Origin of the sequence: Porphyrobacter sp. GA68 (genome assembly GCF_022605525.1) — a bacterium.
In the GTDB taxonomy this organism is placed as follows: domain Bacteria; phylum Pseudomonadota; class Alphaproteobacteria; order Sphingomonadales; family Sphingomonadaceae; genus Qipengyuania_B.
Map to the genome: position 1 here is coordinate 456,864 of NZ_JAKQYJ010000002.1, position 13,508 is coordinate 470,371.

General features: G+C 65.8%; 12 protein-coding genes. 6 read left to right on the top strand and 6 right to left on the bottom strand.

From position 1 onward, the window contains the following. Positions 1-3: 3 nt before the first annotated feature. Both LHJ54_RS09995 and LHJ54_RS10000 read right to left on the bottom strand, forming a co-directional pair. Positions 4-510 carry an RNA pyrophosphohydrolase gene (locus tag LHJ54_RS09995; RefSeq protein WP_228243745.1) on the bottom strand — a complete coding sequence of 169 codons (507 nt, stop codon included), beginning with the start codon at positions 508-510 and terminating at the stop codon, positions 4-6. Further along, positions 507-1,460 (bottom strand): alpha/beta hydrolase, encoded by a 954-nt coding sequence (locus LHJ54_RS10000; RefSeq protein ID WP_228243746.1) that lies wholly within the window; start codon positions 1,458-1,460, stop codon positions 507-509. The genes LHJ54_RS09995 and LHJ54_RS10000 overlap by 4 nt, the downstream gene beginning before the upstream one ends. A gap of 162 nt (positions 1,461-1,622) precedes the next feature. On the opposite strand from LHJ54_RS10000, the gene LHJ54_RS10005 reads away from it, so the two are divergent. From LHJ54_RS10005 to LHJ54_RS10015, 3 genes are all read left to right on the top strand, one after another. Beyond that, a complete protein-coding gene (locus LHJ54_RS10005) occupies positions 1,623-3,650 on the top strand; it encodes a 2-oxoacid:acceptor oxidoreductase subunit alpha (protein ID WP_228243747.1) in 2,028 nt (675 codons plus the stop codon). Between the two features lie 101 nt (positions 3,651-3,751). Continuing rightward, positions 3,752-4,789: a 2-oxoacid:ferredoxin oxidoreductase subunit beta gene (locus tag LHJ54_RS10010; RefSeq protein ID WP_228243748.1), complete on the top strand. Its 1,038-nt coding sequence runs from the start codon at positions 3,752-3,754 to the stop codon at positions 4,787-4,789. Positions 4,790-5,062: 273 nt separating this feature from the next. Then, on the top strand, positions 5,063-5,962 hold the full coding sequence (locus LHJ54_RS10015; RefSeq protein WP_228243749.1) for a metal-dependent hydrolase: 900 nt from the start codon (positions 5,063-5,065) through the stop codon (positions 5,960-5,962). On the opposite strand, the gene LHJ54_RS10020 is transcribed toward LHJ54_RS10015, so the two are convergent. Further along, positions 5,916-6,656, bottom strand: coding sequence for a phosphatase PAP2 family protein (locus LHJ54_RS10020; protein ID WP_228243750.1), 741 nt, complete (start codon positions 6,654-6,656; stop codon positions 5,916-5,918). The genes LHJ54_RS10015 and LHJ54_RS10020 overlap by 47 nt on opposite strands. 41 nt (positions 6,657-6,697) lie before the next feature. Between LHJ54_RS10020 and LHJ54_RS10025 the strand changes: the two genes are divergently transcribed. The 3 genes from LHJ54_RS10025 to LHJ54_RS10035 are packed head-to-tail and all read left to right on the top strand — an operon-like array spanning position 6,698 to position 10,595. Next, positions 6,698-8,107 carry a deoxyribodipyrimidine photo-lyase gene (locus LHJ54_RS10025; protein WP_228243751.1) on the top strand — a complete coding sequence of 470 codons (1,410 nt, stop codon included), beginning with the start codon at positions 6,698-6,700 and terminating at the stop codon, positions 8,105-8,107. Between the two features lie 48 nt (positions 8,108-8,155). Further along, positions 8,156-9,397, top strand: a complete 1,242-nt coding sequence (locus tag LHJ54_RS10030) for a cyclopropane-fatty-acyl-phospholipid synthase family protein (protein ID WP_228243752.1) — start codon at positions 8,156-8,158, stop codon at positions 9,395-9,397. 1 nt (position 9,398) lies between these two features. Next, a complete protein-coding gene (locus LHJ54_RS10035; protein ID WP_228243753.1) occupies positions 9,399-10,595 on the top strand; it encodes a serine hydrolase in 1,197 nt (398 codons plus the stop codon). An 8-nt stretch (positions 10,596-10,603) separates the two neighbouring features. Here LHJ54_RS10035 and LHJ54_RS10040 read toward each other — a convergent pair whose 3' ends face one another. From LHJ54_RS10040 to purF, 3 genes are all read right to left on the bottom strand, one after another. Next, the gene (locus tag LHJ54_RS10040) at positions 10,604-10,954 is read right to left on the bottom strand and encodes a PilZ domain-containing protein (protein ID WP_228243754.1); all 351 of its coding nucleotides are present in this window, start codon (positions 10,952-10,954) and stop codon (positions 10,604-10,606) included. Positions 10,955-11,162: 208 nt separating this feature from the next. Continuing rightward, positions 11,163-11,876, bottom strand: a complete 714-nt coding sequence (locus tag LHJ54_RS10045) for an SDR family NAD(P)-dependent oxidoreductase (RefSeq protein WP_228243755.1) — start codon at positions 11,874-11,876, stop codon at positions 11,163-11,165. A 2-nt stretch (positions 11,877-11,878) separates the two neighbouring features. Next, a complete protein-coding gene (gene purF / locus LHJ54_RS10050) occupies positions 11,879-13,351 on the bottom strand; it encodes an amidophosphoribosyltransferase (protein WP_228244351.1) in 1,473 nt (490 codons plus the stop codon). Positions 13,352-13,508 lie beyond the last annotated feature (157 nt).

Genomic DNA, 13,508 nt, shown 5'->3' on the forward strand with positions numbered 1-13,508 from the left:
GCTTCAGGGCCGCCCGTCGGCGGCAGCTTGGAGGTGCGGTGAGAACTCCTCGACCAGCCTGGCGTAGATCGCCTGCTTGAACGGCACGATCAGCCGGGGCAGCTGGTCCGGTTCCACCCACTTCCAGTCGCAGAATTCCGGCGGCTGGTGAGACTGAAGGTCGATGTCCGCATCCGACCCGCTGAAACGGGCCGCGAACCAGGTCTGTTCCTGCCCGCGGTATCGTCCGCCCCACAGCTTGCCCATCAACTCGTCCGGCAGGTCGTAGCGCATCTTTTCCGAAGCCTGCGCCACGATTGCAACATGGCGGGCCTGTACGCCGGTTTCCTCGCCCAGCTCGCGTACGGCGCAGTCCCGCGCGTCTTCGCCCGGGTCGATGCCGCCCTGCGGCATCTGCCACCAGTCGCCTTCCTTGTTGTCGATGCGCCGGCCAACAAACACATGGCCTCGCGCGTTGAACAGCATCACCCCGACGCACGGGCGGTAGCCAAGCTTGTCCATATCCGTCATCCCCCGTACCGCTGGGCCATCAGTTGCATGGCCGCAATCAGCGCGTCCAGATCGTTCTGCGCGCTGGGCAGCGCCTTGCGCAAGGTGGCGAACCCATGGATGGTGCCCGCGAACTCAAGATACACCACATCGGTCCCCTGCCGGATCAGGTGCGCGGCATAGCTGCGCCCGGAATCGCGCAGCGGGTCCAGCCCGGCCGTGCACAGCACCGTGGGCGGCGTGTTGGCGCAGTCCGCAATCATCGGGGTGTGCCGTTCGTCCTGCGGATCGCCGGCGTATTGCTGGGTGAACCACGCCATCGCCTTGCGGGTGAGAAGGAAGCCTTCGGCGAAGTCGTGAAAGCTGCGGTGCTGGGTCACGTCGTCCGCTACCGGGTAGATCGGCACCTGGAACAGCACCGGCACCTCTGCGGGCCGAGCGCAAAGCTGGTTGGTGGTGACGATGGTGAGATTGCCCCCGGCGCTGTCACCCATGGGGATCAGCCCGGTGCAGGGCCGCTCAAGCTGCGCCGGGCTGGAGGCGACCCAGCGCGCCACCGCTTCGCAGTCGTCGGGTGCCGCGGGAAAGGGCGCTTCGGGTGCTAGGCGGTAATCCACCGACACCAGCGGCAGGTCCATCTGCCAGGCGATTTCGGTGCACAGGCTGTGGTAGATGTCGAGATCGCCGATGACGAAGCCGCCGCCATGGAAAAACAGGATCACCGGCCCCGCCTCGCGGCTGTCCCGCCGATCGTACAGCCGCAGCGGAATGTCGCCCGCCGGACCGGGGCAGGTGAGGTTGCGCACCACCGGCAACTCTCTGGCCTCCGCTTCCGCGATCTGGCCCATCATGGCCATGCCTTGCCGTCCTTCGGCAACCGGCAGTTCCTCGACACCGGGCCGCCCCAGCTGCTCCAGCATCGCCAGAAATCCGCGTACGTCGTCGCGCACGTAGTGTTCGGTGTCGGCCATCTGCTTCTCCCCTTGGTGTTGTGCCGCCGGCCTAAGCATTTCGGCGCGTCAATTCCACTCGACAATTGCCTGGGTATGAGAAAAACTTCATTGCCCCGGCACGTCCCGCGCCATAGGTGACGGGCGGGACACGGCCATGCGCCGGGCAAAGGAAGAACCGCAATGGCAACGCATGCCGCACCACCGCCCCTCCAGCAGACCGGTTCCGCACCAGCGGCCACCGCACAGGCAGCGCCGGACGCCGTGGTGGTCCGCTTCGCCGGCGACTCGGGTGACGGGATGCAGCTGACCGGCGGGCAGTTCACGCTGTCCACCGCGCTGGCCGGAAATGACCTGGCGACATTTCCCGATTTCCCGGCAGAAATCCGCGCGCCGCAGGGCACGCTGTTCGGCGTTTCCGCCTTCCAGATCAACTTCGGCAGCCGGCAGATCAACACCGCCGGGGATGCGCCCGATGTGCTGGTGGCAATGAACCCGGCGGCGCTGAAGGTGAACCTGCCAGCGTTGAAGCCCGGCGGCCTGGTCATCATCGACACGGGTGAATTCACCCGGCGAAACCTCGACAAGGCCAAGTACGACGGCAACCCGCTGGACGACGACACTCTGGCGAAATATCAGGTGCTCGCGTTCGACATTTCAGCACTGACGGTGGAGGCGGTGAAGCCGTTCGGCCTTGGCAACAAGGATGCGCTGCGCTGCAAGAACATGTGGACGCTTGGCCTGGCGCTGTGGATGTTCGACCGCCCGCGCGAACCGCTGCAGGAGTGGCTGAGGCAGAAGTTCCGCGGCAAGCCCGACATCGCCGCTGCCAACATCGCCGCGCTGGACGCGGGCCATGCCTATGGCGAGACGGCGGAACTGGCTGGACCGCTGCGACAACTGCACCTGCCGCCGGTGGAGGCGGAGCCGGGCCTGTACCGCACCGTCACCGGCGCGGAAGCGGTCAGTCTGGGCCTGGTGGCGGGTGCGCAGCTGGCCGGTCTGCCGATGTTCTTCGGCGGGTATCCCATCACGCCGGCCAGCGCGATCCTGCACCATCTCGCGCGGCTGAAGGAGTTTGGCGTCACCACCTTCCAGGCGGAGGACGAGATTGCCGCCATCTGTGCCGCGCTGGGGGCAAGCTACGCCGGATCCCTGGGCGTCACGTCCTCCAGCGGACCGGGCATTGCGCTCAAGACCGAAGCGATGGGACTGGCGATCATGACCGAACTGCCGCTGGTGATCGTCAATTCGCAGCGCGGCGGCCCCTCCACCGGCCTGCCGACCAAGACGGAGCAGTCCGACCTGTATCAGGCGGTCTATGGCCGTAACGGCGACGCGCCGCTGCCGGTGATCGCGGCCCGGTCCCCCTCGGACGCATTTGACTGCGCAATCGAGGCGTGCCGCATGGCGGTCGAATACATGACGCCGGTGATACTGCTGACCGACGGCTACATCGCCAACGCCGCCGAACCGTGGCGCGTGCCCGATCCCGCGACGTTTACGCCGTTTCCCGCGCGGCATCTGCAGGAGAAGAACGGCAGGGACGCGCAAGGGGGCGAAACGCTGCACCCGTACCAGCGTGACGCCAAAGGCGCGCGGCCGTGGATCAAGCCCGGGACGCCCGGCCTGATGCACCGCATCGGCGGCATCGAGAAGCACGAGCTGACCGGCAACATCGACTATTCCCCCGCCAACCATCAGGCGATGACCGACGCGCGCAAGCGCAAGATCGAGGACATCGCCGTGCCGGATCAGGAGGTCTGCCGCGGCGGTTCGTCGGGTGCGCTGGCCGTGGTCGGCTGGGGTTCAACCTATGGTCCCATACACCAGGCGGTCGGCCGCGCGCGGGCGAGGGGGCTGGACGTCAGTCACATCCACGTCCGCAACATCTGGCCGTTGCCGGCGAACCTTGGCGACCTGCTGCGCGGGTTCGACGCGGTTCTGGTACCGGAAATGAACACCGGCCAGTTCAAGACGCTGCTGCGCGATCAGTATCTGGTCGACGCGCAAAGCCTCACCAAGACCAGCGGCCAGCCGTTCCAGATCGCCGAACTTGAAGAAGCGATTGGCAGGTTCTTCGACGGGGTGCCGGGCAATGAAGGAGGCGAGGTGCCGCCGAATGCGCAACAATTGCCGGCAAGCGAGTCCGGGCACGACGATGGTGACACGCCCCGCGATCTGCGATTACATCACGGCAGAGACAACTAAAGCAGAGGTGTCGGAAGCGATGCGGACCGATCTGCCATCGATCTATCCACCTAAGCGAGCGGCGAACTTCGCCATCATCATCATCTGAAGGCTCGAATGCCATGAACGACATGACCCCCGTCACCACCACCCTCAAGGACTGGGAAACCGATCAGGAGGTCCGGTGGTGCCCCGGTTGCGGGGACTATGCGATCCTGAAAGCGGTGCAGCGCACCTTGCCGCAACTCGGCAGCGATCCGGCGAACACCGTCTTCATCAGCGGCATCGGCTGTTCCAGCCGGTTTCCCTATTACATCGAAAGCTACGGCTTCCACACCATCCACGGCCGTGCGCCGGCGGTGGCGACGGGGGTGAAGCTGGCCAACCCGGATCTCGACGTCTGGCTGGTCACGGGCGATGGCGATGGTCTGTCCATCGGCGGCAACCACATGCTGCACGTCTTGCGCCGCAACGTGAACATGCAGATCCTGCTGTTCAACAACGAAATCTATGGTCTGACCAAGGGGCAGTATTCGCCCACCAGCCGCGAAGGCACCCGCAGTCCATCTTCCCCGATCGGATCGGTCGATCATCCGGCGAAGCCTTGCGCGTTTGCACTGGGGGCCGGGGCGCGGTTCGTGGCCCGCGGGTTCGACGTGTCGAAGAACCTGCCCGACGTGCTGATCGCCGCGCATCAGCATCAGGGCGCGGCCTTCGTGGAGATCTTCCAGAACTGCGTCGTGTACAACAAGGACGTGTTCGAGGATTTCGCCGCTCCCAAGGGAGCCGAGGATCGGCAGTTATGGCTGGCTGACGGCGAACCGATGCTGTTCGGCAGCGAGAAGAGCGGCGGCGTGAAAGGCCTTGCCTTCGATGCCGAAGCGCTGGCCTTCCGGGTGGTCGATGTGCCCGACGGCGACTGGCGCGCGGCAGGCGTGCGCGTCCATGACGTGCGCAACCGTGTGATGGCGCATCTGCTGGTGGAGCTGCCCTTCGGGCCGTATCCGATGCCGCTTGGCGTCCTCTACGACGATCCGGCTCCTACGTTCGAGAGTGCGGTGGTAGCCGAACGCGCCGCCGCCAGCGAAGGCAAGGAGGCGAGCCTCGCCAAACTGCTCGCCAAGGGGCAGACCTGGACCGTCGGCGGCGTCGCTGATTAAGGCTGGCGGACCTCGCGCTGGGGTTCGCGCCTGTTGCCACAGGCCGCGTTGGCAGCAGGGCTGCATGACCAATGCCCGCGCATCCACGGTCCGGCGGTCGGCTGCCCGGCTGTCCTACCGGACGATCGCCGGCTATCACCTGCCCATGTCCGCCGCCCTGCCGCTTCTGACCCTGCGCTTGAGCGACCTCCCTTTACGCGCGACATTTTTCTCCTCTGAACCGTGTAACATGCGGTCCATGTGTTCGGTGCGAGCGATGAACGGAGCTCGTTTGTGGACAATCTGACCCATTCACTGGTTGGCGCGCTGCTGGGTCAGACCGGGCTGAAGCGGCGCACCGGGCTGGCCATGCCGGCGCTCATCATCGGGGCGAACATCCCCGATATCGATGCTGCCTGCTTCTTCTGGCTAGAGGGTACGCAGCATCTCGCCTTCCGCCGCGGGATCACCCACGGCCCGATCGCCTGGGTGCTGCTGCCGCTAATCCTGGCGGGGCTGCTCTATGCCTTCGACCGCTGGCAGGCGGGGCGGGGCAGGCGGCCCGCAGGGCGGTTGCCGGTCCAATTGGGCGCGCTCTATGCGCTCAGCCTGCTCGGGACGCTGACCCACCCGGCGCTCGACTGGCTCAACGTCTATGGCATCCGCCTGCTGGAGCCGTTCTCCAGCCGCTGGTTCTATGGCGACACGCTGTTCATCATCGACGTGTGGCTGTGGGTGCTGCTGGGGGTGAGTACCTGGCTGTCGCTCAGGCGGGAAAAGCGGGGAGGGGACTGGCGCAAGGTCGGCCGCACCGCGCTTGCGGTTGCATCGATCTATGTCGGTGTGCAAGCGGCGATCTCGTGGTTCATGGCGTCGACCCGCCCAGCGGCGTTTGCTAGCCCGGTGCCCATCGCCAGCTGGCAGCGGGAGGTTATCGCGCAAGAGAACGAGAATCTGTGGCGCGTCGGCAGCGAACTGCTCGGCCAATGCGACCTGAGCGACGCGCTGACCGCCGCCGCTGCGCAGCCGAACCCCGACCTCGACGCCTTTCTGTTCTGGTCCCGCGCGCCGTTCGCCGACCGCGCGCCCGACGGTTCGGTGCTGATCCGCGATGCCCGCTTCTACGACCCGCGCGCTCGCGGCAGGTTCACCGTCGCGTTGCCGCAGGTGCGGTGCGAACCGGCGCTTCCATGATCCTGCTGGCAAGCGCGGCTGCCATGAACGCCCAGCCAACCCCGCCGAGCCAGCCGGCGATCACGTCGGTCGGGTAATGAACGCCCAGCCAAACCCGGCTCCACGCTATCGCCGCGGACAGCAGCAGAGCGGCGCCGACGACACTCCGGCGCACGCTCTGCCGGCCGCTCAGCGTGGCGAGCGCCAGGGCAACGGCAAGCCAGGCAACCGCGCCGTTGAAGCTGTGACCGCTGGGGAAGCTCATTCCGCCCGCTTCCATCAGATGCGGCACGATCGCCGGCCGCTCCCGCGCCACCAGCCCCTTGAGCAGCGTGTTGACGGCCCACCCGCCGGCAACCGTTGCTACCAGCATCCCTGCTTCACGCCGCAACCGCAGGAACAGCAGCGCCGCCGCCACCGTGAGCACGAACAGGTTGCGCAACAGAACACCGCCCAGCGCGGTCACGTCACGCACCGCTTCCGCCAGCCACGCCGGACCGAGCGGCGAACCATCCGGCGCGCGCCACCACAGCAGCCCCGCGCGGTCGAACGGCGCGGCCGCATTGTTGAGCGCCAACCACGTCACGACGGCGAAGGCGGCCCAGCACAACCCGCTAGCGACGAACAGCTTACGCGCGTCCAGCGGCATTGCGCGCGCCGGCGGCGCGATGTTACCGGCCGCATGTTCGGGCAGATGGTAGGAGTGATCGTTCATGGGGAGAGGAACAAGGCACAAGCCTGTGCCGTTCCGACGCCATGACTGCCCCACACATCGTCTGGTTCCGCCGCGACCTGCGCCTCGCAGACCAGGCCGCCTTGCATCATGCCGCCAGCCTCGGTCCCGTCATCCCGGTGTTCATCCTCGACGACGAGCGAGCCGGTGACCGGCGTTATGGCGGCGCGCATCGCTGGTGGCTGCACCACTCTCTCGAAGCGCTGGCCGGGGAGCTGGAGCGGCTCGGCAATCCGCTGGTCCTTCGGCGGGGTGACAGCGTCGCGGTACTGAGCACACTTGCAGCGGAGACGGGCGCTGCGGCGGTCCACGCCATCCGCCACTATGAATGGTGGTGGCAGCAAGCGGAAGATGCGTTGGCGACAGCGTTGCCGGAAGGGTGCGACCTGCATATCCACGATGGCAATTACCTCTTCCCTCCGGGCAGCGTCGCGACCGGCGCAGGGCAGCCATACAAGATCTACGGCCCCTTCGCCAAAGCAGCCGCCGGTCGCCTGCCCCCGGCCGAGCCGCTGGCCGCACCGGACCGGCTGACGGCGCCTGACGCAAGGCCGCGCGGCGATAGGTTGGCGGATTGGCGGCTGTTGCCTGCCCGGCCGGATTGGGCTGGCGGGTTCAGGAGTTACTGGGGCGGCAAGGTCGGCGAGCGAGCTGCGCTAAGCAAGCTGGAACAGTTCGACCGGGCGATTGGCGCGTACCACGTGGGCCGCAACCTGCCCTCGGAGCAGGGCAGTTCCCAATTGTCGCCGCACCTGCACTGGGGCGAGATCAGCCCGGCGACGGTATGGCACCACTTCGACGGCAGGCCCGAAGAGGGGTGGAGCAAGTTCAAGGGCGAGCTGATCTGGCGCGACTTCACCCAGAACATCATCCTGCAGTATCCCCGTTACGGCGAACAGAATGCGCGTGAGCAGTTCGATCGATTTCCCTGGCGTGATCCCGATGCAGACCCCGGCGCTGCGGCCGACCTGAAGGCGTGGCAGAAAGGCCAGACCGGCTATCCAATCGTGGACGCGGGGATGCGGCAGCTGTGGGCCATCGGTTGGATGCACAACAGGGTGCGGATGATTGTGGCGAGCTTCCTCGTCAAACACCTGCTCATCGACTGGCGGCACGGGGAACGCTGGTTCTGGGACACGCTGGTGGACGCAGATTACGCCAACAATGCGTTCAACTGGCAATGGATCGCTGGCAGCGGCGTGGACGCGCAGCAGTTCACGCGGATCATGGCTCCGCTCACCCAGTCGGCCAAGTTCGATGCGGCAGGTTATATTCGGGAGTGGGTGCCGGAACTTGCCGGCCTGTCCGATGCCGACATCCACGATCCGCCGGCAGGTATCCGTCCGGGCCAATATCCGGAGCCTCTGATTGGTCACCAGCAAGGACGCGAACGGGCCCTGACGGCTTATCGGCAGATGAAGGCAGCAGGCTGATGCCGCGCGCTTGCGGCGCGGCGCGGCGCGTCGCATAGGGCACGCGGGATGGATATGCAGACGACACGGCGTGGGGGCCGGCTGGTGGGTAATGCGCGGTGGTTCGGCCACCGTCCGGGGAGGCTGGCCCGGCTGGCTGCGCCCGGGTTGAACCGCATCCTCGGCCGGATCAACGAGGCGCTGGTCACGGGCGCCATATACGGAACGCTTCCCAACGGTGAAAGCGTCACATTGGGCGGGCGTGCGCCAGGGTTCGTTTGCCATGTGGAGCTGCGAAGCTGGAATGCGCTGGTCCGGCTCGCCAGCACAGGTTCGGTCGGGTGGTACCAGGCATGGGAGGCGGGGGAATGGGACAGCCCGGATCCCGTCCCGCTGTTCGCCCTGTTCATGCAGCACGGCGAGCGGTTGGGCGATACGGCCCGGGCCAAGGGTCTGTTTCGGCAGCTGCTAAAGCTGGCGCACCTTCGCAACCGCAACACGGCGGCTGGGGCACAGCGGAACATCGCCGCGCATTATGATCTGGGGAATGACTTCTACGCCGCGTGGCTGGATACGACGATGAGCTACTCCAGCGCCTATCATCTGGCCGGCGCCGCAAGTCTGGAGGAAGGGCAGCGCCGCAAATGGGCCCGTTTGCGGGAACGGCTGGGCAAGCCTGGCACCCTGCTGGAAATCGGCTGCGGCTGGGGGTCGCTGGCGAACGACTTCGCTCGGACCGGCAGCGCGGTCACAGCGATCAGCCTGTCGCGCGAACAGCTTGCCTGGGCCAAGGAGCGGCACGATCCCGCCATCGATTTCCGGTATCAGGATTACCGCGCTGTGTCGGAGCAATTTGACGCCATCATCAGCGTTGAAATGGTGGAGGCGCTGGGGCGCGAATACTGGCCGGTCTTTCTGGATTGCGTCGCAAGATCCTTGAAGCCAGGCGGCCGGGCGGCGTTGCAGTTCATTACCATGCGCGATGACCTGTTCGACCGTTACGCTGCCAGTGCCGACTTCATCCAGGCGTATATTTTTCCCGGCGGCCTGCTGATCCGGGCGAGCGAGTTCCGGTGTCTGGCCGAACAGCGTGGCCTCACTTGGCAAGACGAGGAAGCCTTTGGCGGAGATTACGCAGAAACGCTTTGCCTGTGGCGGGAACGGTTCGACGAAGCGCTGCGCCAAGGGCGGCTGCCTGCGGGCTTCGATGATCGCTTCTGCAATCTCTGGCGGTACTACCTCATGTATTGTGAGGGCGGTTTCCGCGGTGGCGGCATCGATGTGCGGCAGGTGACTTTGGTGAAAGGATGATATGATGCGAGCAATTGCTACCCTGCTGGCCGCCGGCCTGCTCTCCTCCTGCGCGACCGCGCCGGCACAGATCGTCCCGCACGCCCCCGACGCGGTGCGGATCAGCAACCCGGCAGAGCTGCGCGATCCGGCGGAACTGCAGGTTCTGTTCTGGGATCAGGCGACGCAGCGCGACCGGTTCGCCCGCATGGAAGACTATTTCGCCGGGCTGGAGGTCGCCCCTGCGGCGCAGCCTCGTGCCTTGCGCCAGGGACGCCCGTTGCCGCCGAGCATCGTCTCCGCGCTTGATGACGCTTTTGCCGCCAATCATGCCATGGGTGTCATGGTTCTGCAGGACGGGCAGGTTCGCTACGAACGCTACGCAGCGGGTTTTGGCGCGAACCGGCGCTGGACCAGCTTTTCCGTGGCAAAGAGCTTCACCTCCGCTCTTCTCGGCGCCGCGCTGGCGGAGGGGGCGATCGTAGGTCTGGACGACCCGGTAACCCGCTATATTCCGGCGCTGGCGGGTACGGCCTACGACGGGGTGACGGTAGGACAGGTCGCGACCATGACTTCAGGTGTTGCGTGGAACGAGGATTACGCCGACCCGAACAGCGACGTTGCCCGCATGCTGCTCGTGGAACCGCGCGCGGGCGAACCGCAGTCAGTGACCTATGCTCGCAATCTCAGCCGGGCCGAGCCTGTGGGCGAGGGGCGCTGGCGCTACAACACGCTGGAAACAAATCTGCTGGGCGACATCGTGATGGCGGCCACGGGCAAGTCTCTGGCTGCTCTTGCCAGGAACAAGATCGTCGAACCGGCGGGTTTTGCCGGCTCGCTGTTCTGGATGAACGACCTGACCGGTCAGAGCATCGGCGGATGCTGCCTGTCCCTGACCGTTGCCGACTATGCGCGCTTTGGCCAGTGGGTGCTTGAGGGCGGCAGCGGAGTCGTACCCGGCGGCTGGTTCCAGCGAGCGGGTGCGCCTTACACCGCCTTCGCCCAGCGGCCCGGCTTTGGCTATGGGTATCAGTGGTGGTCGTATCCCGCAGGCGCCTTCGGTGCGCAGGGCATCTTTGGCCAAAGCATCACCATCTACCCAGAACAGCGCATGGTCGTGGCGATTGTCAGCAATCAGCCAAGAGCCACCGGCGGCGGCGAGCGGGAAGCATGGATGAAAGCACTGACACACCTTGCGGCGGCAAGCGCGACGCAGTGACGCCCCGGTTACAACGTGCTGCGATAGACGCCGTTGCTGGCATAGCGTTGCAGGATGTTTTCGTGCACCACCGGGCTGAGCAATTCGGCAAAGGCACAGCCGGCGGTGCAGTTTTCCCACCAGACCACCTGTGCCTGCAGCGCCTCCAGGCCCGGCAGGGTCAGCCAGCAGATCTGTCCTTCGTGCATGCGGTTGATGGCCGCCGCGGAGAAGCCGGAGATGGAGAGGTCGTAAACGACCGTCTGGAAGGCGCGGCTGCCTGACGCGCGAAGCTGCGCAGGGATGTTGAGCTTCGTGCGCGGAGCGCAGCGGTCCTCCTGCGCGGCTATGTCATAGCTGGTGCTCTTGATGATCGACATGGCGTAACCTCAGGCAAACGGAAACCAGGCCTTCGGACAGCGAGCGGCTGGGACAGCTGCACGGCAGAACCAAGCGGGTCTGCCGGCATTCCCTGCCCTAAGGCTACTCTCTTATGACGAAAGCTGCTTACCGACTTATCTACGCAAAAGGTAAACAAACCATTACGAAGGTTCCTTGCACCGCCTACGGGCGCGCACCGAAGTAGCCTCAGTCCACCCGCTCTCGATGGCCAGTGGGAAAGTCTTGCACAAGCAAGGCGGTAATGCGCGCAGCCACCACGTCGGGCGACTTGAGCGTGGCGGCATCCTCGCCCGGGAAAGCGCGCGCTCGCATGGCTGTTCTGGTCGCGCCGGGATCCACGATGGCGACTCGTACCCGGCTGATCCGCTCTACCTCCTGCGCATGGCAGTCGAGCAGCATTTCGAACGCAGCCTTGGTTGCTGCATAGGCGCCCCAGTAGGCGCGCGGCGTCTGGGCAACGCTGCTGGTCAAGCCGACGATCCGGCCCGCCTGGCTGCGTTTCAGGAGCGCGTCGAAGGATGCAAGAAGGGCCTGTGTCGCCAACACGTTGACGGTCAGAGCCTTGTTGAACTCTTTCGGCTCTATATGGGCAACTGACGTCAGCAGCGGCAGGTATGCCGCCGATATTACGAGATGGTCAAGGCGATCCCAGCGATTGCCGACAGCGGCGGCAAGGCGCGCAACCGCATCAGGTTCGGTCAGATCGACCGGAGCAATGGTGGCCGCGCCGCCAGCTTCGTGAATTTGATCCTCGATCTGTTCCAGGTCTGCCGCGGTCCGGGCAGTCAGGATCACGTGAGCACCTGCCCGCGCCAGCGCTTGCGCCGTGGCCGCGCCAATCCCCCGGCTCGCTCCGGTGACGAGCGCAACCTTACCCAGCAGTATCTTTTCTTCCGCCATCGTCAGGCGACCTTGCCCACCGGAAAGGATAGTTGCGCGTCAACATTCGTCGCTCGCGCCAGATCGGTGAGGCTTGTCGGGTAATCGCCGCTGAAGCAGGCGTCGCAGAACTGCGGTGCGGCGTTGTCGCGATCTACCCCGGCGACGGCACGATACAGACCGTCCAGGGATACAAAGGCGAGAGTGTCCGCCTTGATGAAGTCGCGCATCGGCTCAACCTCCATTCGCGCGGCGAGCAGCTTGGATCGTTCAGGAGTGTCCACCCCGTAAAAGCAGCTGTGCGCCGTGGGCGGACTGGCGACGCGGAAATGAACCTCTGCCGCTCCGGCGTCGCGCATCATTTCCACGATCTTCATACTTGTAGTGCCGCGCACGATGGAATCGTCGATGAGGACGATACGCTTGCCCGCCACCAGGGCGCGATTGGCGTTGTGCTTGCGCCGGACGCCGGTGTGGCGCGCTCCTTCCGATGGCTGGATAAAGGTACGCCCGACATAATGCGAACGGATGATGCCCAGTTCGAACGGAATGCCGGACGTGTGGGCAAAGCCGATCGCCGCCGGCACGCCGCTGTCGGGTACGGGCACGACCAGATCGGCGTCGACCGGGCTTTCCAGCGCCAGCTGGCTGCCAATCGCCTTGCGCGCTTCGTAAACGCTGCGCCCGGCGAAAACGGAATCCGGCCGGCTGAAGTACACGTGCTCGAACACGCAGGGACGGGGCCGGTGCTGGCCGAACGGGCGAAGGGTGCGGACATTGCCGTCAAACCCGACCTCGATCATTTCGCCCGGTTCGATTTCCCGGATGAACTCCGCACCCACCACGTCGAACGCCACGCTTTCGCTGGCGAACAGGGTGGCGTCTCCCACGCGCCCCATCACGAGAGGTCTGATACCGAGCGGGTCGCGGCAGGCGATCATCCCTTCGGGGGTCATGACCACAAGAGCGAAGGCCCCCTCGACCAGCCGCAGCGCGTCGATCAGCCGGTCGACCAGCGTGGGATAGCGGCTGGTCGCGACAAGGTGGATGATGACCTCGGTATCGGACGTGGACTGGAAGATCGCCCCACGCGACACCAGTTCCGCGCGCAAGGTCGCGGCGTTGGAGATGTTCCCGTTGTGAGCCACGGCAAAACCGCCCGCGGCGAGATCGGCATAGAGCGGCTGGACATTGCGCAGGCCCGCGCCGCCTGTCGTGGAGTAGCGGACGTGGCCGGCCGCCATCATGCCGGGCAGAGCGGCGATCGCTTCCTGTCCGGAGAAGTTTTCCGCCACGTGGCCCAGCCCGCGTCGCACGAAGAACTCGGTCCCGTCGAAGCTGACGATGCCCGCCGCCTCCTGTCCCCGGTGCTGCAACGCGTGCAGCCCGAGCGCGGTGATCGCGGCGGCATCGGGCGCGCCGATGGCGCCGAACACGCCGCACTCCTCGCGCAGCTTGTCGCCGTCAGCGCAGCGAAAAGGATCGGTGAGGTTCATCAAGGGTTCGCCGTTGCCAGAGAGCGGCTTGCCGCCCTGCGTAATGCCTGGCTTGGCAATGGCGATGTTGCGCACCGATTACAAGTGCGCCGGCGGGCGCGGCGGCCGCAGTTGCGCTTGCCGCGTCTCCGCCTTAGATGACGTCTGTCAAGCAAAC

Excerpts from the sequence above, each read along its gene's own strand:
- LHJ54_RS10045 (WP_228243755.1), bottom strand. The coding sequence starts at position 11,876 with ATGGCGGAAGAAAAGATACTGCTGGGTAAGGTTGCGCTCGTCACCGGA.
- LHJ54_RS09995 (WP_228243745.1), bottom strand. The coding sequence starts at position 510 with ATGACGGATATGGACAAGCTTGGCTACCGCCCGTGCGTCGGGGTGATG.
- LHJ54_RS10035 (WP_228243753.1), top strand. The coding sequence starts at position 9,399 with ATGATGCGAGCAATTGCTACCCTGCTGGCCGCCGGCCTGCTCTCCTCC.
- LHJ54_RS10000 (WP_228243746.1), bottom strand. The coding sequence starts at position 1,460 with ATGGCCGACACCGAACACTACGTGCGCGACGACGTACGCGGATTTCTG.
- LHJ54_RS10040 (WP_228243754.1), bottom strand. The coding sequence starts at position 10,954 with ATGTCGATCATCAAGAGCACCAGCTATGACATAGCCGCGCAGGAGGAC.
- LHJ54_RS10030 (WP_228243752.1), top strand. The coding sequence starts at position 8,156 with ATGGATATGCAGACGACACGGCGTGGGGGCCGGCTGGTGGGTAATGCG.
- purF (WP_228244351.1), bottom strand. The coding sequence starts at position 13,351 with ATGAACCTCACCGATCCTTTTCGCTGCGCTGACGGCGACAAGCTGCGC.
- LHJ54_RS10005 (WP_228243747.1), top strand. The coding sequence starts at position 1,623 with ATGGCAACGCATGCCGCACCACCGCCCCTCCAGCAGACCGGTTCCGCA.
- LHJ54_RS10020 (WP_228243750.1), bottom strand. The coding sequence starts at position 6,656 with ATGAACGATCACTCCTACCATCTGCCCGAACATGCGGCCGGTAACATC.
- LHJ54_RS10025 (WP_228243751.1), top strand. The coding sequence starts at position 6,698 with ATGACTGCCCCACACATCGTCTGGTTCCGCCGCGACCTGCGCCTCGCA.
- LHJ54_RS10010 (WP_228243748.1), top strand. The coding sequence starts at position 3,752 with ATGAACGACATGACCCCCGTCACCACCACCCTCAAGGACTGGGAAACC.